This is a genomic window from Bradyrhizobium jicamae, assembly GCF_018130215.1.
Taxonomy (GTDB): Bacteria; Pseudomonadota; Alphaproteobacteria; order Rhizobiales; family Xanthobacteraceae; genus Bradyrhizobium; species Bradyrhizobium jicamae_A.
Genome location: NZ_JAFCKQ010000023.1, coordinates 21601 through 42267, shown reverse-complemented (window position 1 = coordinate 42267; position 20667 = coordinate 21601). Strand labels below are relative to the sequence as shown.

The window sequence follows — 20667 nt, the reverse complement described above, 5'->3', positions numbered from 1 at the left end:
GCATGAGCACGGTGATCGACCTAAAGGCTTATGTCGGGTCCTCGAGCGAACGCTTCCTGGTGATCGTCGATCTCCAGGAGGATAATTGGCAGCGCCTGGCGCGCGACGATGCCGGCGGGCTCGATCGCGCGCTCGACAACTGCCGCGCCGCAATTCGCCACGCGCGCGAGAACCGAATTCCGATCGCGTTCACCCGCACCAGAGATCAACTCGGGCCTGTCGCGGGACGGCCGCAGTCTCCCTGGTTGTCGGGGTTCGAGCCCAAACGCGAAGACATGGTGTTCGAGCGCCGCCAGCCGTCCTGCTATGGCAACTCGTTGTTCAACGACGTGGTGTCGCGGGTCGAAGGCTTTGCGATCTGCGGGCTCGCGGCCGAGGAGGTCTGCCTCGCCACCGCAATTGACGCGGCGCATCACGGTCATCGCGTCACGTTTCTGAGCGATGCATCGGCGAGCCGTCAGCGACCGCATGCCGATGCAGACGCCGTACACAGCGCCGCCACCTCGGCCATCGAACTGTTCGGCGACGTGACCACGACGCGTCATTGGCTGGTTGCGACGTCGCCGCGGCCCGTGCGAGGGCGTCGCTATGGATGAGGCGAGCATCCGGCGCTTGCGAAGCGTCATCCCCGTACTGAACGAGCAGCGCAATATCCTCGTTGGCGCAGGCCTGTCGTTTGCCGGCCATTTGGTCGATCTGACCATCATGCAATTGCGTTTGAATTTGCATGACATTTCCGAGGAAGAACTGTCCGAATTCTCCAACCGGGTCAGCCTGGATATTGCTGGCAGCAAGTCATCGGACGAGACCCCCGTCGGTCGGTAACAGTGGTTTGCGCGGACTGTTGTCCCGCGAGCCGTCACCCGGCTTGCGCAAGGCGCCGTAGTCCAGGGAGGCACCAATGCCGAACTCGAGATGGACGATCCTCGCGGTCTTGTTTGCGGCCCGCGCGATGACCGGTTTTCAGTTCCAGTCGGTTGGCTCGGTCACCAGCGCGCTGATGGGCGATCTGGCGCTCAGCTATGCGGAAATCGGCATGCTGCTCGGTGCATATCTGTTGCCCGGCGTCGTCGTTGCGCTCCCGGCGGGGCTGATCGGACAGCGCATCAACGAGCGGACGCTTGGCGTGATCGGCCTCCTGCTGATGGCGTTATCAGGTGCAGCTCTCGGCCACGCCGACGGCCTCGTGACGGCGCTCATCGCGCGCGTGATCGGTGGTGTTGGTGCCACCATCATCATCCTGGTCGCCACCAAGATGACGACGGACTGGTTCGATGGCCGCGAGATCGTGCTCGCGATGTCGCTGTTGCAGATGAGCTGGCCGTTCGGCGCGATGGTGGCGCTTCCGGTTCAGACGTGGCTGCTGAATGCCTCGGGCTGGCCCGCGGTGATGTTGTCAGGTGCGACCGGCGCCGCAGCGGTCCTCGTCGTCTTCATGTTGTTGCCGCGCCAGGCCCCGCAAACTCAGGCGCAGGTCGCCTCGAAGCCCGGCGCACGGCTGCCGTCTGCGACGCTGCTGCCGGTCATCGTTGCGGGCACGATCTGGGGCGTGATGAATCTCTCCTGTATCCTTTTTTTCAGTTATGCGCCGCTGCTGCTGCAGGCGCAGGGCCTGACGTCGACGACCGCCGCTTCGCTGACAAGTCTGGCGATCTGGTTCACGATTGTTGCAATCCCGGTCGGCGGCTATCTTGTGCATCGCTCCGGCAAACCGGTCGCAGCCATCATCGGCTGCGGATTGGTCGCAGCCGTCTCGCTCACCTTGTTCGCCGCCGGCATCCATCCGGCGCTCATCGGTTTGATCTTCGGCGCGGCGATCGGTCCATTGTCGGGGGCGATCCTGTCGCTGCCGGCGCGGGTGCTGGAGCCGCAAGATCGTTCGCTCGGTTTCGGCGTATTCTACACCTGCTTCTATGTTCTGATGGCGCTCGGGCCCTCCGCCGCGGGACGGCTGCAGGATGCGTTGCACACGCCGGCGGCCGCGCTGTTTGCCGGTGCTGCCCTGCTGGCGTCGATGGTGCCGCTGGTGCTGCTGTTCTTGTCGCTGTCGTGGCGGCGCGAGGCCGCGGCCATCAGGTCCAAGCCGGAGCTGCGCGTGGCGTCATGACGCCGTAGTCTGCATCACCATCGGCCTCCGCGAGGCGCTTCTGCGGGTGCGGACGCTGCCCTGATCTGACGACACGGGTCTCACTCCCGCGCCGCCACAACTTCCATCATCCTGGCGCCGGCCGCCAGCGCCGCGTCGTTGGGATCGATCTCGATCTGCAGTCCGCGCTGGCCGCCATTGACGAACACGGTGGCGTGGGTGAACGCGGATGCGTCGATCGCGGTCGGCACGCGCTTCTTCTGCCCGAACGGGCTGATGCCGCCGACGTGGTAGCCGGTGAGCCGCTCGGCGTCGGCCGGTCGCATCATCTTCGCCGATTTGCCGTCCATCGCTGCGGCGAGCTTCTTCATGCTGACCTCGCAGTCCGACGGCACCACGGCGCAGACCGGCATGCCGTCGACCTCGGCCATCAACGTCTTCAGCACCCGGTTCGGCTCGACACCGAGTGCCTCGGCGGCCTGCAGCCCGATGCTGTCGGCCGTGGAGTCGTAGACATAGGTGTGCAGCCTGAAGGCGATGCCGAGCTTCCGGAGCGCCATTGTCGCTTGCGTCGAATTGGGCATGTTGGCCTGCTTTGATGCGCCCGATGATCGCCGTTCCGCCGGCCGCGATCAACCATCGCCGCGGCGGGCCACGGTTGCGCAACATTAAATTCGCAAGCCGTCGCCGCGCGCCCCGACTTGTCCGGATTTTCAGGGGATATCAAAGGGTTGGACCTATCCAAAAGGCGTAATACGTGGCCTTCTTGCTTGCGCAGCCGGGCCGCTTCCTTTATCCGGTAGGCGCCTTGCGTGCGCGGCCTTGCGGCCGGCGATATCAGCCGGGCGCGCGAAAGCATGATCTCTGTGGGCGGACGTGTTTCTGCCGCGATCATGGTCTCTGAAACACCTGAAGGGAACAGCTTCGAAATGGCCAATGTTGTCGTCGTCGGCGCCCAATGGGGCGACGAGGGGAAGGGCAAGATCGTCGACTGGTTGTCGGAGCAGGCCGACATCGTCGTGCGCTTCCAGGGCGGCCACAATGCCGGCCATACGCTCGTGATCAACGGCGAGACCTACAAACTGGCGCTGTTGCCCTCAGGCGTGCTGCGCCCCCACAAGCTGGCCGTGATCGGCAACGGCGTGGTGTTCGATCCGCAGGCCTTCCTCGATGAGGTGACCAAGCTGAAGGCCCAGGGCGTTGCCGTCGGGCCCGAGAACCTGCGGATCGCCGAGAACGTCACATTGATCCTGCCGCTGCATCGCGAACTCGACGCCCTGCGCGAATCCTCCAACGCGATCACCTCGATCGGCACCACCCGCCGCGGCATCGGCCCGGCCTATGAGGACAAGGTGGGCCGCCGCGCCATCCGCCTGATGGACCTCGCCGACCTCGACACTCTGCCGCACAAGATCGAGCGCCTGCTGGCACATCACAATGCGCTGCGCCGCGGCCTCAGGCTGGAGGAGATCGACGGCAAGGGCATCCTGGCCGAGTTGTCGGCGCTGGCGCCAAAGCTGTTGCCCTATGCCGAGACGGTGTGGCGGCTGCTCGACCTCAAGCGCCGCGAGGGCAAGCGCATCCTGTTCGAGGGCGCGCAGGGCGCACTGCTCGACGTCGACCACGGCACCTATCCGTATGTGACCTCGTCCAACACCGTGGCGGCGCAGGCTGCGACCGGCACCGGCATGGGGCCGGGTGCGGTCGGCTATGTGCTCGGCATCTGCAAGGCCTACACCACCCGCGTCGGCCAGGGTCCATTCCCGACCGAGCTGAACAATGAGATCGGCGAGGAGATCGGCCGTCGCGGCAAGGAGTTCGGCGTCAACACCGGGCGCAAGCGGCGCTGCGGCTGGTTCGACGCGGTGCTGGTGCGCCAGACCGTGCGGACCTGCGGCATCAGCGGCCTGGCGCTGACCAAGCTGGACATCCTCGACGGCTTCGACACCATCGAGGTCTGCACCGGCTACCGTCTCGACGGCAAGGAGATCGACCATCTGCCGGCCGGCGAGGGCGCCCAGGCCCGGGTCGAGCCGATCTACGAGACCATCGAGGGCTGGAAGCAGCCGACCGCCAATGCGCGGTCCTGGGCGCAGCTGCCGGCCCAGGCCATCAAATATGTCCGCCGGGTCGAGGAACTGGTGGGCTGCCCGATCGCTCTGTTATCCACCAGTCCGGAGCGTGAGGACACTATTTTGGTACAGAATCCGTTCGAGGCTTAACGGGATATTACCTATATCCCACGATTGTGTGGAAATGGCTGACTACTACCCGCTGATCGCCCGCGCCATTGCCGGATTGGATCCCAACGCCCCCGGCGAGAGCCGCCGCGCGCTCTATGAGCGGGCTCGAACCGCGCTGATCCAGCAGCTGCGGAGCGTGCAGCCGCCGCTGTCCGAGTCAGAGATCACCCGCGAACGGCTGTCGCTGGAAGAAGCCGTCCGCAAGGTCGAGTCCGAAGCTGCCCAGCGCGCCCGCGAAGCCTCCCGTTCGGGAGGCGGCGGCGCAACCCGCGGCGGCGAGGCGTTCCGTCGCGCCAACGTCCGGCCGCCCGATGCCGGTTCCGCGACCAACCCGCCACCAGCCGCGCCTCCGCCTGCACGGCCGCGCATGTCGAATCCGCCGACCGGCGAGACCCGTCCGCCGCGCAATCTGCGCGCCGACCCGCCGCGGCCGCAAGGCGCCCAGCCCCCGCAGCCGCCGGCCCTCGATCCACAGCTCCCGCCTTCGCGGCCGGGAGCGCCGCGCCGTGGGCCGGAGGCCGCGCCGCCGCCTGTCCCGCCGGCATCGCCAGGTGTGCGCGGCTTCCGCGACATCACGGCGGACGCCGACGATCTCGGCCGCGCCGCGGCGCAGGCCAGCCGCAACGCGCGCAAGACCTACGCCAACGTGCCGTCGCCGTCGCCGGAGTTCGACCGGCTGGAGCCGAGCCTCGAGAACCGCGGCGCCGATCCCGACGCGGACTACGGCTACGACGAACCGGTCGAGGAGGCCGAGCGCTACGCGCCGCAGGCTCCCCCGCCGCAGCGTTCGCGGATCGGCAATGGCGATCGCGAGCCGAGCAAGCGCCCGCGGCTCGGCTTCCGGTTCCCGTTCAAGAGCGCGATCGTGGTCGGCATCGTGCTGATCCTGGTCGGCGCCGGCATCCTGTGGGGCAAGCCGGCGCTCAGCTATGTCAGCACTCTGTTCAAGTCCGCGCCGCCGCAGACGACCGAGGCGCCGAAGGATGCCTCCGCGCCCGCGACCAAGCCGAAGATCGCCGACCGCGTCGGCCAGCCGTCGTCGTCGAGCGAACCGGTTGCGCCGGTGGCACAGCGCGTCGTGCTGTATGACGAGGATCCGTCCGATCCGAAGGGCAAGCAATATGTCGGCTCGGTGGTGTGGCGCACCGAGCAGATCAAGGCGTCCGGCAACCAGGCGCCCGATATCGCCGTGCGCGCCGACATCGATATCCCCGACCGCAAGTTCAAGATGACGATGTCGTTCCGCCGCAACACCGATACCTCGCTGCCCGCGAGCCACACCGCGGAGCTGACCTTCATCCTGCCGCAGGACTTCGCCAATGGCGGCGTCGGCAACGTGCCCGGCATCCTGATGAAGTCCAACGAGCAGGCGCGTGGCACGCCCCTGGCCGGTCTTGCCGTCAAGGTCACCGACGGCTTCTTCCTGGTCGGCCTCTCCAACGTCGACGCCGACCGCTCGCGCAACATGCAGCTCCTGAAGGAGCGTTCCTGGTTCGACGTGCCGCTGGTCTACACCAACCAGCGCCGCGCCATCATCGCCATCGAAAAGGGCGCCCCGGGTGAGCGTGCGTTCAACGAGGCGTTCGCGGCCTGGGGGGAGTGAGGAGAGCTTTCGCGCTCACCTCTTTCCCCAACCGTCGTCGCGCGGTCTGACCGGGCGGCTCCCCGCCCGAAGCCGGGCATGACGGCTGAGGAACGTTGTCGATCTCCATCGAATTTCCGATAGAACCGTTGCCGGACTGCGCTAGACTGATCGCCTGGATCTTAAAGGCGCGCCATGAAACGCTACCTCATCTTCGCAGCAATCGGGCCGTTCATCGGCGGCTTCCTGCTGCTGCTCGCGACGACCTATCAGTCCGGCTACTGGACCGAGACCAATGGCGGCGAGGTGGTGAAGCTGTTCGTCGTGTTCGGCAAATCGCTGCAATACAACTACCTGTTCGGTATCGTGCCGGCGATGATGTTCGGCGCGATCGACGACATCCTGATGCATGTGCGGCGGATCACGCCCGTGGTGCGGATGCTGATCCTAGGCGTGGTGGGGTTCTTCGCGGCGGCGCTCATGTATGCCTCGCACGGCTCGGAAAGCGGCGTGGCGCAGTTCATCCTTTACGGGCTCGTCGGCCTCGTGCCGGCCGTGATCTCGTCCTGGGTGGCGCATAAATACGCCGAGGAGCCGCAGCAGCCGGCGACTTCGGTTCAGCACTGAGAACGGCTGGTTTCGTCGCGCATCCGCGGTCGCCGGCGCGCGGCAGCGGCCGCAAAGGTGACACAGTGGTAATGTGAGGCAACTTGCACCGCGCAATTGCGTTACCCATGTGATCATCATGACCGAGGACGACATCTTCACGCCCAACGGAGCGCGATCGCGGCCGCCCTTCGGCAGCACGCAGGCGCGCGGCAAGGTCATCGACCAAGAGGGGCGTGAAATCCCCGGGCGCGAATTCGCGGACGGTGCGCCGCATTCCCGCTTCGACGGCTTTCACTTCGATTTCCGCACCTCCACCGCCAATCCGTTCGGCAATCTGACGCATGAGCAGCGCCTCGTGCGGCTGGAGGCGATCGCGAGACTGCTCGACGTCGCCTTCATCCTGCCCGGCACCAATATCCGCTATGGCATCGACGGGATCATCGGCCTGATCCCCGTGATCGGCGACCTGATCACGACCGCGATCTCGCTGTGGCTGGTGCGCGAGGCGCGCGCGCTGGGGGCGCCCTGGCACATCACGGCGCGGATGCTCGCCAATGTCGCGGTCGACGGCGTGGTCGGAATGGTGCCGGTCGCGGGCGATGCGTTCGACGTCATGTTCCGTGCCAACATCCGCAATGTGCGGCTGCTGCGCCGCTGGCTCGACAAGCAGCCGCGCCTGTAGCGGGTGTGGAGAGCAAAAACAAAAGCCCCCGGAAATGTCCGAGGGCTTTTCGTTAAGGGCAGGAGAGACTGATCAGGCCGCGTCGGCGTCGGTCTGGGCCGGGGCAGGGCGCGGACGGCGCGGCAGCGGGAAGGCCTCGCTCTCATAGAGCGATCGGATGCCGTTCTGGTCGAAACGCGCTTCCTCGACCTGCAGATAGGCGCCGTTCAGCGAATCCGCCGGCAACTGCTCCATCGCGAACTGCACGGCCTCGGCGGCAGTGCCGAAGCGGCGATAGGCAAACCCGGCGCGCTTCTTCTTGCGGATCGCAGCGGGGAACAGCTCGGCAGATGTGTTGTAGTTGAACGGACGCATAGGACGCATGGTCGACGACCTCATATCTTCATGGCGGCTAGAGCGGGCGAAGTGGATTTTTGGGGGACGGTAGGCCGCTACGGGCGGCGCGCCGTACGCATCATTTCGACCCCTAATATAGGCTTCTTTGACAAAAATGCGACCCCAGAACCGGCCCGGCAAGGCACATGCCGAATCCGCGCATAGCATCGGAACCGATTTTGTAAATCGTTATATTTCAATGGCTTGCAGCTTTTACAGCTTGTCGAGCCACGCGAGGATCACGACCACGATCAAAATCACCCCGAAAAGCCCCATTCCGGAGTGGCCGAGGCCGTAGCCATAGCCCCGGATACGGCCGCTATAGCCGCCGAGCAAGATGATGAGCAGGAGGATGATGAGGATCAATCCGAGCGACATGGCGCCCTCCTCGTTCAGGGCGGCGGCCGCACGGCGAGACGCCGACGGCCCCGCTGAGGAGATCAAAGCACAATTCGGGCTGATGTCCGATAATTTTCGTCGTCATTCCGGGGTGGTCCGCAGGACTGAACCCGGAATCCCGAGATAATTCGATGCGGCGCATGCCCCGGAAAATGATGCAGCCAAACAAGAATCCCGCACGACCGGTCCTTGGTCGTGCGGGGCGGGAATGCGTTCGAAGCCAAGCCGGTCGGCGGTGCTACTTCTTCTCGTTCAGCTTCAGCGCGGCCGAGTTGATGCAGTAGCGCAGGCCGGTCGGGCCTGGGCCGTCGTCGAAGACGTGGCCGAGATGGCCGTCGCATTTCGAGCACAGCACTTCGGTGCGGATCATGCCGTGGCTGACATCGCGCTCCTCGTCGATATGGCCTTCCGCCGCAGGCCTGGAGAAGCTCGGCCAGCCGCAGCCGGAGTCGAACTTCTGGTCGGACTCGAACAGCACCTGCCCGCAGCCGGCGCAGACATAGGTGCCCTTGCGGGGATCATGTTCGTATTCGCCGGTGAAGGGGCGCTCGGTCGCCTTTTCACGCAACACCGCATATTGCATCGGCGTCAGCTCCTTGCGCCACTCGGCCTCGCTCTTGCGGACCTTGCCGTCAGTCTTGGTGTCGGACATGGAAACTCCTTTGTTGGTCGTCATTGCGAGAAGCGAATCGACGAAGCAATCCATCTTTCCGCTTGCGGCGGCATGGATTGCTTCGCGGATCTTGTCATCCGGCGCGGCTATGCCCCGACGGTTGGCTCGCAATGACGGAAGATTGCTCCGTCAGTTGGTGACCTTCGCGCTGCTCACCAGCGTCGGCTTCTCGATGTAGTTGTCCGCGAAGATCTTCTTCAGGTTCTCGACCTTCGGGATGTCGTTATAGGCAATATAGGGCTGGTTCGGGTGCAGCGTGAGATAGTCCTGGTGGTAACCCTCCGCCGGATAGAACCCCTCCAGCGTGCCGACCTTGGTCACGATCGGCTTCTTGTAGACCTTCGCCGCATTGAGCTGGGCGATATAGGCATCCGCCACCTTCTTCTGCTCGTCGCTGGTCGTGAAGATCGCCGAGCGATATTGCGTTCCGGTGTCGGGGCCCTGGCGGTTGAGCTGGGTCGGGTCGTGCACGACCGAGAAGAAGATCTGCAGGATCTTGCCGTAGGAAATCTTCTGCGGGTTGTACTTGATCTCGACCGATTCCGCGTGGCCGGTGGTGCCGGTCGAGACCATGTTGTAGTCCGCGGTCGCCTTGCTGCCGCCGGAATAGCCGGACACCGCGCTGGTGACGCCGGCGGTGTGCTGGAACACGCCCTGCACGCCCCAGAAGCAGCCGCCGGAGAGCACCGCGGTCTTGATGCCCGTCTCCTGCGCATCGGTCGCGGGCGGCGGAATGATCACGGCATCCTCGGCTGCGCGCGAGGGTGCAACGGCAAAGGCGGCGACGGCCAGCGCGCCGATCGCGGCGGCGCAAAGCGAGAGGCGGCTGAGGGAGCGGGACATGGGTTCCTCGTGGGAAAAGCGGTTGGGGCCAGTTTAGAGCGCAGACCTGAGTTCGCAATCGGTCCGGTTCGCGCTGACGTCCCAAGATACGCGGCAAAGGACGTTTTGTTACGGCTGAAGCCACACGGTTTCGTGAGGAAACGGTGCCGGTTCAAGGAGGTAGCGCGACTGCTTCGAAACCGCCCCGGAATGACTGCGTCAGACCACAATACTCAATCTTTTCGCCGCCCGCGTGATGCCCGTGTAGAGCCACCTTGCGCGCGAGTCCTGGAACGCAAAGCTCTCGTCGAACAGCACCACGTCGTCCCATTGCGAGCCCTGCGACTTGTGCACGGTCAGCACATAGCCGTAGTCGAACTCGTCATAGGGCTTGCGCTGCTCCCACGGGATACCCTCGATGCCGCCGTCGAAGCATTCGCCGCGCACCGAGACTTTTGTGACCTTGTAGCCGAAGTCCTCGTCCGGCATCACGCGCATGGTGATGATCCTGGATTTCGACTGCGCGCGTGCCTTGACCCGCCACAGCCCGCCGTTGAACAGGCCCTTCTTGCGGTTGTTGCGCAGGCAGACCAGCTTGTCGCCGGCGACGGGCAGAGGATCCTCGATGTTCTGTCGCTGCCGCACCCGCATGTTGTAGGCGCGGCGGGTGTTGTTGCGGCCGACCAGCACCTGATCGGCGCCCATCACGCGGTCCGGATCGAGCTCCTTGCGCGAAACCACTTCGCTCTCGCCATGGCGGCCGATCTCGAGGTCGCGGCCCTCGCGGACATCCATCGACATCCGCACGATCGGATCGTCCTGGGCCTGGCGGTGCACCTCGGTCAGCATCGCGTCCGGCTCGGCATCGGTGAAGAAGCCGCCGCCCTGGATCGGCGGCAATTGCGCGGGATCCCCGAGCACGAGCAGCGGACAGTCGAATGACATCAAATCGCGGCCAAGCTCGGCGTCGACCATCGAGCATTCGTCGATGACGATCAGCTTGGCCTTCGAGGCCGGCGCATCGTCCCACAGCTCGAAGCTCGGCTGCTCGACGCCGGACTCGCGGGCGCGGTAGATCAGGGAATGGATGGTGGAGGCATTGTCGCAGCCCTTGTTGCGCATCACCAGCGCCGCCTTGCCGGTGAAGGCCGCGAATTTCACCTCGCCGTCGACGCCCTCGGCGATGTGGCGGGCCAGCGTGGTCTTGCCGGTTCCGGCGTAGCCGAACAGGCGGAACACCGGCGGCGTGCCGTTCTTGCCGGGCCTGGCTTTCAGCCAGTCGGCAACGGCGTTCAGCGCGGAATCCTGGTGCGGCGTAAAGGTGGTCATGGGGCTCGGTGGAGAATGAGCCAGCGGGCATTGCCGCGACTCAGGTCCTCAACCTAACCATTCGGGCGACCCGCGCAAGACGGCGGACCTCACTGCCAGCCCGGAACGCCGCGCATGTCCGGCAATTGGTGCGCAATGCCCTTGTGGCAATCGATGCAGGTCTTCTCGCCCGTGAACAGGAAGCGCTGGTGGGCAGCCGACGCGCGCGGCGACTGCTTGGTGATGTCCATGGACTGCGCGCTGTGGCAATTGCGGCATTCCAGGGAATCATTGGACTTGAAGCGCGCCCATTCATGCACCGCGAGTTCGAGCCGCCGGTCCACGAACTTGTCGCGCGTGTCGATGCTTCCGAACAAATGGCCCCAGACCTCCTTCGATGCCTGCATCTTGCGGGCGATCTTGTCGGTCCAGTCGTGGGGCACGTGGCAGTCCGGACAGCTCGCGCGGACGCCCGACCGGTTGGTGAAATGAATGGTGGACTTCAGCTCCGCGAACACATTGTCGCGCATCTCGTGACAGCCGGTACAGAACTTCTCGGTATTGGTCAGTTCGAGGGCGGTGTTGAATCCGCCCCAGAAGATGATGCCGGCCACGAAACCGGCCAGCACCAGGACGCCGAGACCGAACACCGAGCTTGGGTGGATCAGCACGTCCCACAGTTCGAGGGCAAAACGCTTCGCGCGAACGAACCGCGTCTCTTGCGCGAGAGGTTCGGTCTGCTCGCTCATCGCCGTCCACCGGGTGTTGCATGGCCTAACATCGTGTCGATGTCGACGAAGTCGTTGCTGACGGGTGGATTGCTGACGCTCTGCGGGACGTGACATTCGGTGCAGAAGAAGCGCCGCGGCGACACCGAGGCGAGGAACTGGCCGTCACGGTCCATGAAGTGGGTGATGGAAACCATCGGCGCCTGCGATTCAGCGGTGCGGGCGCGGGCATGACACGACAGGCATTTGTTGCCGCGGATGTCGATCTGGTAGCCGTCGATGGAATGCGGAATCACCGGCGGCTGTTCCGGGTAGTTGCGCGCTTCCCGTTCGGCCGTGTTGCGGGTTGGTGCCAACGGCGGCGCGGGCCCTTCTTCGTTCAGCGGGGTAGGGCCGCGCAGACCGGAATTGATGGTCTGCGCTGCGAGCGAGCCCGCGGCAACGGCGAGCGCGGCGACGAGCAGAATACTTCCGAATGACCTGATCATGTCGACACCCGCTCGATGCGGACGGCGCATTTCTTGAAGTCGGTCTGCAGCGAGATCGGATCCGTGGCGTCGAGCGTCACCTTGTTGATCAGCTTGGATTCGTCGAACCACGGCACGTAGACAAGGCCGCGCGGCGGCCGGTCGCGTCCCCGGGTCTCGAGGCGAACGCGGATGAAGCCGCGGCGCGAGATCACCTTGACCTCGTCGCCGCGACGCAGCTTCGCGTCCTGTGCATCGTCGGGATGCATGAAGCAGACCGCTTCCGGAAAGGCGCGATAGAGCTCCGGCACGCGGCGCGTCATGCTGCCGGAATGCCAGTGCTCCAGCACGCGGCCGGTCGACAGCCAGAACGGATATTCGCTGTCGGGAGATTCCGCAGGCGGCTCGTAGGGCAGCGCGAAGATGCGCGCCTTGCCGTCGGCGTGGCCGTAGAACTGGAAGCCTGTGCCCTGCTTCACATAGGGGTCGGTGCCCTCGTGAAAGCGCCATCGGGTCTCTTGCCCGTTGACCACGGGCCAGCGCAGGCCGCGCTCGCCATGATAGGTGTCGAACGGAGCGAGGTCGTGGCCGTGGCCGCGGCCGAACTGGGCGTATTCCTCGAAGATGCCCTTCTGGACGTAGAAGCCGAACGCCTTCGACTCGTCATTGGCATAGCCCGCCTCGATCTCGGACAGCGGGAATTTGTCGATCTGCCCGTTCTTGTAGAGCACGTCGAACAGCGTCTTGCCGCGCACCTCGGGTTTCTTCGCGATCAGCTCCTCCGGCCAGACCTCCTCGATCCTGAAGCGCTTGGAGAACTCCATGAGCTGCCAAAGGTCCGAGCGGGACTCGCCGGGGGCGTTGACGAGCTGGTGCCAGAACTGGGTGCGTCGCTCGGCATTGCCGTAGGCGCCTTCCTTTTCGACCCACATCGCGGCCGGCAGGATCAGATCGGCTGCCAGCGCCGTCACCGTCGGATAGGCATCCGACACCACGATGAAATTCTCCGGATTGCGGAAGCCCGGATAGATCTCCTCGTTGATGTTGGGGCCGGCCTGCAGGTTGTTGTTGACCTGAACCCAATAGGCATTGAGCAAGCCGTCCCGCAGCATCCGGCTTTGCAGCACCGCGTGATAGCCTGGCTTGTCGGGAATGGTTCCTTCGGGCACCTGCCAGATCTTCTCGGTCTTGTCGCGGTGCTCCTTGTTGTTCACCACCATGTCGGCCGGCAGCCGGTGCGAGAAGGTGCCGACCTCGCGCGCGGTGCCGCAGGCCGAGGGTTGGCCGGTGAGCGAGAACGGGCTGTTGCCGGGGGTCGAGATCTTCCCGGTCAACAGATGCAGATTGTAGACGAGGTTGTTGCACCAGACGCCGCGGGTGTGCTGGTTGAAGCCCATGGTCCAGAAACTGACCACCTTGGTCTTCGGGTCGGCGTAGAGCTCGGCCAGCGCCTCGATCCGGTTGAGCGGCACGCCCGCCATTTTCGCCGCCTTCTCCAGCGTAAAGTCAGCGACGAATTTGGCGAACTCGTCGTAGCTCATGTCGGTCGAGTCATTGGCCTTGGCCGCGCCGGTCGCCTTCTTCTGCAGCGGATGGTCGGGACGCAGGCCGTAACCGATGTCGGTCTGGCCGCGCTTGAACACGGTATGCGCGGTGACGAAGTCCTTGTTGACGCGTCCCGTCTTGACGATGTGGTTGGCAATGGCGTTGAGGAGATAGAGATCCGCGTGCGGGGTGAACACGATCCCGATATCGGCAAGATCGAACGAGCGGTGCTCGAACGTCGACAGCACCGCGACCTGCACCTGCGGCGCGGACAGACGCCGGTCGGCCACGCGAGTCCACAGGATCGGGTGCATCTCCGCCATGTTGGAGCCCCACAGCACGAAGGCGTCGGCCGCTTCGATATCGTCATAGCAGCCCGAGGGTTCGTCGATGCCGAAGGTCCGCATCATGCCGGCGACCGCAGACGCCATGCAGTGACGCGCGTTGGGATCGATATTGTTGGAACGGAAGCCGGCCTTGAACAGCTTTGACGCCGCATAGCCTTCCCAGATCGTCCACTGGCCGGAACCGAACATGCCGACGCCGCTCGGCCCGCGCTTCTTCAATGCGGCCTTGAACTTCTCCGCCATCACGTCAAAGGCCTCGTCCCAGCCGACCGGCGTGAACTCGCCGTCCTTGTCGTACTTGCCGCCGGTCTTGCGCAGCATCGGCTTGGTCAGGCGGTCGTGGCCATACATGATCTTGGAAAGGAAGTAGCCTTTCACGCAGTTCAGGCCGCGATTGACTTCCGACTTGATGTCGCCATGGGTGGCGACCACGCGGTTGTCCTTGGTCGCGACCATCACGCTGCAACCCGTGCCGCAGAAGCGGCAAGGCGCCTTGTCCCATTTCAGCTCGGCTTCGTTGCGTTCGGTCACGACGTTTGCGGCCGTCGCCGCGACCGGAATTCCTCCGGCGAGTGCGGCCATTGCGGCGGCTTCCAGCTTCAGGACCTGGCGACGATCAAGCTTGGGCACGGTCATGGCTCGTCCTTTCGCCGGAAGCCGGTCGATCAGATGCCGCGGCATCGACGGCGTGGAACACGAGAGAGGCGGAGTAGACATCCGGCAGCGTCGAGATCGTATTGACGGTCGAGCCGAGTGAACCCGCGTCCGGTGCATCCACGACGACAACAAGCTTGCCCCTGTCATCGCGGCCGAAGATTTCGCAGCCACGCAAGGCCATGATCGCCGAGGCGACGGCGTTGAGGCGATCGGGCCGCGCCTGCACGAGGATGCTGGCAATTTCGCCCCCGGGCGGCGACACGATGGCGTCGGCCGGCAGCACGCGCCCGGTGATCAGGGCGCGGCGATCGATGGCGTTGTGGCGTTTGTTCAACTTGCCCCTCCCGTTATCGCTAATGCGGCGGCGGAGGACCGGGCGGACCGGCCATCATCTGGTAGATCCACACTGCAAGGCCGTAGCTGCCCACCGTAGCGACCGCCAGGGCAGGCATCAGAAAGGCCGTCAGAAACAGAAACGCGAAGATCTCCATGCGCGTTCGGCGTGGCCTCTCGCTGTCGCGAATGGCTGACATGCGTCGTCTCGTTTCAAATTGCGGGTGGAGGGCCTCGTTGCCCTGCGGAACAGGTATCTGGCCGTCCAGGGAAAGCTCTGATCTAGATCAATGAATCTCGGCCGACGGCGCGATGGATTCGACGTGTGCAACGCTGTTGCCGCGCTTTCAGGCGATCTTGCTGTTGCGCCTGACATGACGCTCCTCCCGCCAAGCGGAATTGGCGGAGGGTGGACTTCCATTGCCCGCGCAATACACTGGCCAAAACAACAAAAGGCCTTGCGGAAATCCCTGGGAGTGACGTCATGAAATTCGGCATCTTCTACGAGCTGCAACTGCCGCGTCCGTGGAGCGACGGCGACGAGCTCAGGCTTTACCAGAACGCGCTGACGCAGCTCGAGACCGCTGATCGCCTCGGCTATGATTACGCCTGGGTGGTGGAGCACCACTTCCTCGAGGAATATTCGCACTCGCCGGCGCCGGAATCCTTCCTCGCCGCCGCAAGCCAGCGCACCAGGCAGATCCGGCTCGGCCACGGCATCTTCCAGCTCACCACCAACCATCCCGCGCGCGTCGCCGAACGCGTCGCGGTGCTCGATCTGCTCAGCAACGGGCGCTGCGAGTTCGGCATGGGTGAGAGCGCCTCGATCACCGAGCTGACGCCGTTCGGCCGCGACATGGAGACCAAGCGCGAGGTGTTCGAGGAAGCCGTCGAGGCGATCTTCCCGATGTTCACCAAGGTCGGCACCGAGCATCACGGCAAGTATTTCGATATCCCGCTGCGCAATGTCGTGCCGAAGCCGGTGCAGAAACCGCATCCGCCGCTGTGGATGGCGTGCTCGCAATTGCCCACGATCGAGCGGGCCGGGCAGAACGGCTTCGGCGCGCTCGGCTTCCAGTTCGTCAGCGCCGATGCGGCGCATGCCTGGGTGCACGCCTATTACAACGCCATCACCAAGCGGCTGAACAAGCTCGCCGACTACGAGATCAATCCGAACATGGCGCTGGTGTCGTTCTTCATGTGCGCCGAGACGGATGAAGAGGCGCGCCGGCGTGCCGATGGTGCGACCTTCTTCCAGTTCGCGCTGCGCTACTACGGCCAGGCGCAGAACCGGCAGCGCCCGGCGCCCGGCACCGTCAACATGTGGGACGAGTACAACAAGTGGAAGCGCGAGAATCCGGAGGCGCAGGAGGCCGCGCTGCGCGGCGGCCTGATCGGCTCGCCGGAGACGATCCGCAAGAAGCTGCGACGCTTCCGCACCTCGCATATCGACCAGGTGATCCTGCTCAATCAGGCCGGCAAGAACACGCATGAGCATATCTGCGAGTCGCTCGAACTGTTCGGCAAGGAAGTCATGCCGGAGTTCCAGAACGATCCCGAGCATGATGCCTGGAAGCAGGGCGTGCTCTCGGGCGCGATCCAGCTCGAGGAGATCGACACCGAGGCGTTCACGGACCGCTACGGCAAGCTCGCGGTCAGTGTCGCGCCAAGATCAGCGGCGGCGGGCTGATCGAATTTTGTGCAGCGTGATCGCGCTTCCGTGAAGAAAATAAATCGCTACACGCGATCTACGCCTTAAAAGAAACGATGTGCGCGATGCCTGCACCGAAGTGCAGGCATCGCTATTTTTGTGCGGTGCTCGACAGCTCCGTTCGCACGCCCCATCATCCTGACAACACATGATCGCGTCGCGTCATCGCGCGTGATCGTCGGGAGAATTGCGTGAAATGAAGCGTCGTGAATTCCTGGGTCTATCGCTCGCAACGATCGCAGCTGCCGCGCTGTCGCAGCGCGCGCAGGCACAAGCTGGTGTGAAGGAGATTCGTATCGGCTACCAGAAGAATGGCGTGCTGGTCATCGCGCGGCAGCGCGCGGTCCTGGAAGATCATTTCAGGCCGCAGGGCATCGAGGTGAAATGGGTCGAGTTCTCCTCCGGCCCGCCGATGATGGAAGCAATGAATGTCGGCAGCGTCGATTACGGTGCGGTCGGCGATTCGCCGCCGGTGTTCGCGCAGGCCGCGGGCGCGGCGATCGTCTACGCCGCAGGGCAGCCGATCACGAACGGCCAGGGCATCCTCGTGCCGCAGAATTCCCCGATCCGGACGATCGCGGATCTCAAGGGCAAGCGCGTCGGGTTCACCAAGGGATCCAGCGCCCACAATGTGATCGTGCGGACGCTGGAGAAGGCCGGCCTGACCTATGCCGACATCACGCCGGTCTATCTGACGCCGCCGGACGCCGGCCCCGCCTTTGCCAACGGCAGCATCGATGCCTGGTCGATCTGGGATCCTTATTTCGCGATCGGCGAATCCAGGCAGAACGGCCGGGTGCTGGTCAACGCCGGGGAGATCACCAGGACCAATTCGTTCTACATCGCCAACCGCGAGTTCGCGAAGACCAACGCAGCTGTTCTGCAGCAGGTCATCGACGTCACCGTGTCGACGGCGGCGTGGGCCGAGGCACACCGCGACGAGGTGGCGAAGTCGCTGAGCGCGGTCACCGGCATCGCGCTGGACATTCAGACCATCGCCGCCAACCGTTCATCATTCAAGGTCGGACCGATCACCGACGACATCATCGCGACCCAGCAGGGCGTCGCCGATCGCTTCTTCAAGCTCGGGCTGATCCCGAAGCAGATCGCGGTCCGCGACATCGTGTGGCGCAACACCCAAAGCTGATCGCGGTCACTTTCAATTCAGGGGATGTCATCATGAGGCGTTTGTTTCGACGCTGGATCGCCCGCGCCGTGCTGTCGCTCAGCATGGTCGCGGCCACGGTCGGCGTGTCCTACGGACAGGACAAGGTCGTCCGCATCGGCTACCAGAAATACGGCAAGCTGGTGCTGCTGAAGAGCAGGGGATCGCTCGAGGAGAAGCTGAAGGCGGCGGGCACCCGGGTGGTCTGGACCGAGTTTCCGTCGGGGCCGCCGCTGCTGGAAGCGCTCAATGTCGGCGCGATCGATTTCGGCAACACGGGCGAGGCGCCGCCGATCTTTGCGCAGGCCGCCGGCGCGCCACTGCAATACGTCGCCTATGAGCCGGCTGCGCCGAAGGGCGAGGCGATCCTGGTGCCGAAGGACAGCCCGATCAAGGCGGTCGCAGAGCTGAAGGGCAAGAAGGTCGCGCTGAACAAGGGCTCCAATGTCCATTACCTGCTGGTCAAGGCGCTCGAGAAGGCCGGTGTCAAATATTCCGACGTCGAGGTCGCCTATCTCGCGCCCGCCGACGCACGCGCGGCGTTCGAGCGCGGCGCGGTCGATGCCTGGGTGATCTGGGATCCGTTCCAGGCCGCGGCGGAGGCCGCGACCGGCGCCCGCACGCTGGCCGATGGCACCGGAATCGTCGCCAATTACCAGTTCTATTTTGCTTCGAAGGCGTTCCTGCAACGCGACCCGAAGATCATCGATCTCGTGCTGGCGCAACTCGGCGAGGTCGACGACTGGGCGAAGGGTGACATCCACGCCGTGGCCGAGCAGCTTGCGCCGAGCACCGGTCTTTCGGTGCCGGTGGTGGAGGTCGCGCTGAGGCGGCAGGCCTATGGCATCAAGCCGGTGACCGATGCCGTGGTCGCCGATCAGCAGCAGGTGGCCGACACCTTCTTCGCGCTCGGCCTGATCCCGAAACAAATCAAGATTTCCGACGTCGCATGGAGACCCGGCACGTGAGCAATCCGACCAACGCCAATATCCTCTGGTTCCTGCCGACCCACGGCGACAGCCGCTATCTCGGCACGTCGACCGGCGGTCGCGAGGTGAACTTCAACTATCTGCGCCAGATCGCGCAGGCCGCCGACCAACTCGGCTATTACGGCGTGCTGCTGCCGACGGGGCGGAGCTGCGAGGATTCCTGGGTGGTGGCCTCCGCCGTCGCGCCCTGGACCGAGCGCCTGCGCTATCTCGTGGCGGTCAGGCCCGGCCTGCAGTCGCCGGCCGTCGCTGCGCGCATGACCGCGACGCTGGATCGGCTGTCAAACGGCCGCCTCCTGGTCAACGTCGTCACCGGCGGCGACCCCGTCGAGAACAGGGGCGACGGCATTTTCCTTGATCACGACGAGCGCTACGCGGTCACACGCGAGTTCCTCAACGTCTACAGCGACCTGCTCGCCGGCAAGACCGTCAATGTCGAGGGCAGGCACATCCGCATCGAGGATGGCCGCCTGCTGTTCAATCCGGTGCAGTCGCCACGTCCGCCGCTCTATTTCGGAGGCTCGTCGGATGCCGGCATCGATGTCGCGGTCGACACCGTCGACAAATACCTGACGTGGGGCGAGCCGCCGGCGCAGGTCGCCGAGAAGGTCGCGCGAGTGAAGGCGGTGGCCGCTGAACGTGGCCGCAAGCTCTCGTTCGGCATCCGCCTCCACGTGATCGTGCGCGAGACCAATGCCGAGGCGTGGAAGGCCGCGGACGAATTGATCCAGTACGTCACCGACGACACCGTGGCCGCGGCCCAGAAGATCTTTTCGCGGATGGATTCGGTCGGCCAGCAGCGCATGGCGCAGCTGCATGGCGGGCGGCGCGACCAGCTCGAGATCAACCCGAACCTGTGGGCCGGCGTTGGCCTGGTGCGCGGCGGCGCGGGCACCGCGCTGGTCGGCGATCCACAGACCGTCGCGGCACGGATCAGGGAGTATCAGGAGATCGGCATCGATACCTTCATCATGTCCGGCTATCCGCATCTCGAGGAAGCCTATCGCTTCGCCGAGCTGGTGTTCCCGCTGCTGTCGCTCGGGCATGGCAGCAACGTCACGTCGATCCGCGTCAACACCGGGCCCTTCGGTGAGACCATCGGCAACGAATATCGCCCGCACAAACAGGCTTCGCAATCATGAGTCTCATCGACAGTCTTCCGCGCGTCAGCGCGCCGAAATTACCTGGGCTCGACGGCCTGATCCCCTGGATCGTGCCGCTTGCCATCGTCCTGGTCTGGCAGCTCGCATGCGTGACCGGCTTCGTGCCGTCGCGCGTGTTGCCGGCGCCGACCGATGTCGCGCTGGCGGGGTGGAAGCTATTGCTGTCGGGTGAGCTGATCCGCAACATCTGGGTCAGCTTCTGGCGCGCTTCGATCGGCTTCCTGATCGGCGGCAGCATCGGCTTTGCCTTCGGTCTCGCCAACGGCCTGTCCCAGCTCTCCGCAAGGCTCACCGACACCACGCTGCAGATGGTGCGCAACATCCCCCATCTGGCGCTGATCCCGCTCGTCATCCTGTGGTTCGGCATCGACGAGTCCGCAAAACTGTTCCTGGTCGCGCTCGGCGTGTTCTTTCCGATCTATCTCAACACCCTGCATGGCATCCGCACCGTCGATCCGCAGCTGATCGAGATGGGCCGCATTTACGGCATGACCGATGGCGAGCTGTTCCGCCGGGTGATCTTTCCCGGCGCCTTGCCGTCGATTTTCGTCGGCCTGCGCTTTGCGCTCGGCATCATGTGGCTGACGCTGATCGTGGCAGAGACCATCGCGGCTTCCTCCGGCCTCGGCTACATGGCGATGCAGGCGCGCGAGTTCATGCTGATCGACGTGGTCGTGCTCTCGATCCTGATCTATGCCCTGCTCGGCAAGCTCGCCGACAGCGCCTCGCGGGCGCTGGAGCGCCTGACCTTGTCATGGCATCCCGCCTTCCAGAAGAAGTGAG

General features: G+C 64.7%; 23 protein-coding genes. 12 read left to right on the top strand and 11 right to left on the bottom strand.

The genetic code is table 11. The features are described from left to right. Positions 1–2: 2 nt before the first annotated feature. The 3 genes from JQ586_RS23235 (at position 3) to JQ586_RS23225 (ending at position 2107) form a co-directional block, all read left to right on the top strand. Entirely contained in the window at positions 3–596 is a 594-nt protein-coding gene (locus JQ586_RS23235; RefSeq protein ID WP_212396938.1) for an isochorismatase family protein, read from the top strand. Continuing rightward, positions 589–825, top strand: coding sequence for a hypothetical protein (locus tag JQ586_RS23230; protein WP_212396937.1), 237 nt, complete (start codon positions 589–591; stop codon positions 823–825). Before JQ586_RS23235 ends, JQ586_RS23230 begins: the two co-directional genes overlap by 8 nt. A gap of 76 nt (positions 826–901) precedes the next feature. Continuing rightward, a complete protein-coding gene (locus JQ586_RS23225) occupies positions 902–2107 on the top strand; it encodes a CynX/NimT family MFS transporter (protein WP_212396936.1) in 1206 nt (401 codons plus the stop codon). An 80-nt stretch (positions 2108–2187) separates the two neighbouring features. Here the strand turns inward: JQ586_RS23225 and ybaK are convergent, their stop codons facing one another. Further along, positions 2188–2670, bottom strand: a complete 483-nt coding sequence (ybaK, locus tag JQ586_RS23220; RefSeq protein ID WP_212396935.1) for a Cys-tRNA(Pro) deacylase — start codon at positions 2668–2670, stop codon at positions 2188–2190. Positions 2671–3015: 345 nt separating this feature from the next. Between ybaK and JQ586_RS23215 the strand changes: the two genes are divergently transcribed. From JQ586_RS23215 to JQ586_RS23200, 4 genes are all read left to right on the top strand, one after another. Beyond that, positions 3016–4308, top strand: a complete 1293-nt coding sequence (locus JQ586_RS23215; RefSeq protein WP_212396934.1) for an adenylosuccinate synthase — start codon at positions 3016–3018, stop codon at positions 4306–4308. A gap of 34 nt (positions 4309–4342) precedes the next feature. Then, positions 4343–5932 (top strand): hypothetical protein, encoded by a 1590-nt coding sequence (locus JQ586_RS23210; RefSeq protein ID WP_212396933.1) that lies wholly within the window; start codon positions 4343–4345, stop codon positions 5930–5932. 174 nt (positions 5933–6106) lie between these two features. Then, positions 6107–6538 carry a DUF5413 family protein gene (locus tag JQ586_RS23205; protein WP_212396932.1) on the top strand — a complete coding sequence of 144 codons (432 nt, stop codon included), beginning with the start codon at positions 6107–6109 and terminating at the stop codon, positions 6536–6538. A gap of 118 nt (positions 6539–6656) precedes the next feature. Next, entirely contained in the window at positions 6657–7202 is a 546-nt protein-coding gene (locus JQ586_RS23200) for a DUF4112 domain-containing protein (RefSeq protein ID WP_249147993.1), read from the top strand. A 72-nt stretch (positions 7203–7274) separates the two neighbouring features. Here the strand turns inward: JQ586_RS23200 and JQ586_RS23195 are convergent, their stop codons facing one another. The 10 genes from JQ586_RS23195 to napE all read right to left on the bottom strand — a co-directional run bounded on the left by JQ586_RS23195 (position 7275) and on the right by napE (position 15056). Next, a complete protein-coding gene (locus JQ586_RS23195) occupies positions 7275–7565 on the bottom strand; it encodes a hypothetical protein (RefSeq protein ID WP_212396931.1) in 291 nt (96 codons plus the stop codon). 225 nt (positions 7566–7790) lie between these two features. Further along, positions 7791–7955 carry a DUF3309 family protein gene (locus JQ586_RS23190; RefSeq protein ID WP_212396930.1) on the bottom strand — a complete coding sequence of 55 codons (165 nt, stop codon included), beginning with the start codon at positions 7953–7955 and terminating at the stop codon, positions 7791–7793. A gap of 259 nt (positions 7956–8214) precedes the next feature. Next, on the bottom strand, positions 8215–8628 hold the full coding sequence (gene msrB, locus JQ586_RS23185) for a peptide-methionine (R)-S-oxide reductase MsrB (protein ID WP_212396929.1): 414 nt from the start codon (positions 8626–8628) through the stop codon (positions 8215–8217). 150 nt (positions 8629–8778) lie between these two features. Next, positions 8779–9492 carry a peptide-methionine (S)-S-oxide reductase MsrA gene (msrA, locus tag JQ586_RS23180; RefSeq protein ID WP_212396928.1) on the bottom strand — a complete coding sequence of 238 codons (714 nt, stop codon included), beginning with the start codon at positions 9490–9492 and terminating at the stop codon, positions 8779–8781. Positions 9493–9690: 198 nt separating this feature from the next. After that, positions 9691–10800: an ATP-dependent RecD-like DNA helicase gene (locus JQ586_RS23175; protein ID WP_212396927.1), complete on the bottom strand. Its 1110-nt coding sequence runs from the start codon at positions 10798–10800 to the stop codon at positions 9691–9693. An 89-nt stretch (positions 10801–10889) separates the two neighbouring features. After that, positions 10890–11528, bottom strand: coding sequence for a NapC/NirT family cytochrome c (locus JQ586_RS23170; RefSeq protein WP_212396926.1), 639 nt, complete (start codon positions 11526–11528; stop codon positions 10890–10892). Then, positions 11525–12025 (bottom strand): nitrate reductase cytochrome c-type subunit, encoded by a 501-nt coding sequence (locus JQ586_RS23165; protein WP_409334526.1) that lies wholly within the window; start codon positions 12023–12025, stop codon positions 11525–11527. The genes JQ586_RS23170 and JQ586_RS23165 overlap by 4 nt, the downstream gene beginning before the upstream one ends. Then, positions 11992–14502 carry a nitrate reductase catalytic subunit NapA gene (napA, locus tag JQ586_RS23160; RefSeq protein WP_212396924.1) on the bottom strand — a complete coding sequence of 837 codons (2511 nt, stop codon included), beginning with the start codon at positions 14500–14502 and terminating at the stop codon, positions 11992–11994. The genes JQ586_RS23165 and napA overlap by 34 nt, the downstream gene beginning before the upstream one ends. After that, a complete protein-coding gene (locus JQ586_RS23155; protein WP_212396923.1) occupies positions 14483–14857 on the bottom strand; it encodes a chaperone NapD in 375 nt (124 codons plus the stop codon). The genes napA and JQ586_RS23155 overlap by 20 nt, the downstream gene beginning before the upstream one ends. Positions 14858–14876: 19 nt before the next feature. Beyond that, positions 14877–15056 (bottom strand): periplasmic nitrate reductase, NapE protein, encoded by a 180-nt coding sequence (napE, locus tag JQ586_RS23150; protein WP_212396922.1) that lies wholly within the window; start codon positions 15054–15056, stop codon positions 14877–14879. Positions 15057–15340: 284 nt separating this feature from the next. Between napE and JQ586_RS23145 the strand changes: the two genes are divergently transcribed. From JQ586_RS23145 to ssuC, 5 genes are all read left to right on the top strand, one after another. Continuing rightward, positions 15341–16546, top strand: a complete 1206-nt coding sequence (locus JQ586_RS23145; protein WP_212396921.1) for an LLM class flavin-dependent oxidoreductase — start codon at positions 15341–15343, stop codon at positions 16544–16546. Positions 16547–16763: 217 nt separating this feature from the next. Next, the gene (locus JQ586_RS23140; protein WP_212396920.1) at positions 16764–17714 is read left to right on the top strand and encodes a sulfonate ABC transporter substrate-binding protein; all 951 of its coding nucleotides are present in this window, start codon (positions 16764–16766) and stop codon (positions 17712–17714) included. A gap of 32 nt (positions 17715–17746) precedes the next feature. Further along, positions 17747–18700: a sulfonate ABC transporter substrate-binding protein gene (locus tag JQ586_RS23135; protein ID WP_212396919.1), complete on the top strand. Its 954-nt coding sequence runs from the start codon at positions 17747–17749 to the stop codon at positions 18698–18700. Next, positions 18682–19863, top strand: a complete 1182-nt coding sequence (gene ssuD, locus JQ586_RS23130; protein WP_212396918.1) for an FMNH2-dependent alkanesulfonate monooxygenase — start codon at positions 18682–18684, stop codon at positions 19861–19863. Before JQ586_RS23135 ends, ssuD begins: the two co-directional genes overlap by 19 nt. Next, a complete protein-coding gene (gene ssuC, locus JQ586_RS23125; protein ID WP_212396917.1) occupies positions 19860–20666 on the top strand; it encodes an aliphatic sulfonate ABC transporter permease SsuC in 807 nt (268 codons plus the stop codon). Before ssuD ends, ssuC begins: the two co-directional genes overlap by 4 nt. Position 20667: the final 1 nt, after the last annotated feature.

Coding starts and splice junctions, on each gene's coding strand:
- JQ586_RS23210 (WP_212396933.1), top strand. CDS start 4,343: ATGGCTGACTACTACCCGCTGATCGCCCGCGCCATTGCCGGATTGGAT.
- napE (WP_212396922.1), bottom strand. CDS start 15,056: ATGTCAGCCATTCGCGACAGCGAGAGGCCACGCCGAACGCGCATGGAG.
- napA (WP_212396924.1), bottom strand. CDS start 14,502: ATGACCGTGCCCAAGCTTGATCGTCGCCAGGTCCTGAAGCTGGAAGCC.
- JQ586_RS23165 (WP_409334526.1), bottom strand. CDS start 12,025: ATGCGCCGTCCGCATCGAGCGGGTGTCGACATGATCAGGTCATTCGGA.
- JQ586_RS23230 (WP_212396937.1), top strand. CDS start 589: ATGGATGAGGCGAGCATCCGGCGCTTGCGAAGCGTCATCCCCGTACTG.
- JQ586_RS23195 (WP_212396931.1), bottom strand. CDS start 7,565: ATGCGTCCTATGCGTCCGTTCAACTACAACACATCTGCCGAGCTGTTC.
- JQ586_RS23145 (WP_212396921.1), top strand. CDS start 15,341: ATGAAATTCGGCATCTTCTACGAGCTGCAACTGCCGCGTCCGTGGAGC.
- JQ586_RS23135 (WP_212396919.1), top strand. CDS start 17,747: ATGAGGCGTTTGTTTCGACGCTGGATCGCCCGCGCCGTGCTGTCGCTC.
- JQ586_RS23140 (WP_212396920.1), top strand. CDS start 16,764: ATGAAGCGTCGTGAATTCCTGGGTCTATCGCTCGCAACGATCGCAGCT.
- JQ586_RS23170 (WP_212396926.1), bottom strand. CDS start 11,528: ATGAGCGAGCAGACCGAACCTCTCGCGCAAGAGACGCGGTTCGTTCGC.
- JQ586_RS23215 (WP_212396934.1), top strand. CDS start 3,016: ATGGCCAATGTTGTCGTCGTCGGCGCCCAATGGGGCGACGAGGGGAAG.
- ybaK (WP_212396935.1), bottom strand. CDS start 2,670: ATGCCCAATTCGACGCAAGCGACAATGGCGCTCCGGAAGCTCGGCATC.
- msrA (WP_212396928.1), bottom strand. CDS start 9,492: ATGTCCCGCTCCCTCAGCCGCCTCTCGCTTTGCGCCGCCGCGATCGGC.
- ssuD (WP_212396918.1), top strand. CDS start 18,682: ATGGAGACCCGGCACGTGAGCAATCCGACCAACGCCAATATCCTCTGG.
- JQ586_RS23175 (WP_212396927.1), bottom strand. CDS start 10,800: ATGACCACCTTTACGCCGCACCAGGATTCCGCGCTGAACGCCGTTGCC.
- msrB (WP_212396929.1), bottom strand. CDS start 8,628: ATGTCCGACACCAAGACTGACGGCAAGGTCCGCAAGAGCGAGGCCGAG.
- JQ586_RS23190 (WP_212396930.1), bottom strand. CDS start 7,955: ATGTCGCTCGGATTGATCCTCATCATCCTCCTGCTCATCATCTTGCTC.
- JQ586_RS23235 (WP_212396938.1), top strand. CDS start 3: ATGAGCACGGTGATCGACCTAAAGGCTTATGTCGGGTCCTCGAGCGAA.
- JQ586_RS23205 (WP_212396932.1), top strand. CDS start 6,107: ATGAAACGCTACCTCATCTTCGCAGCAATCGGGCCGTTCATCGGCGGC.
- ssuC (WP_212396917.1), top strand. CDS start 19,860: ATGAGTCTCATCGACAGTCTTCCGCGCGTCAGCGCGCCGAAATTACCT.
- JQ586_RS23225 (WP_212396936.1), top strand. CDS start 902: ATGCCGAACTCGAGATGGACGATCCTCGCGGTCTTGTTTGCGGCCCGC.
- JQ586_RS23200 (WP_249147993.1), top strand. CDS start 6,657: ATGACCGAGGACGACATCTTCACGCCCAACGGAGCGCGATCGCGGCCG.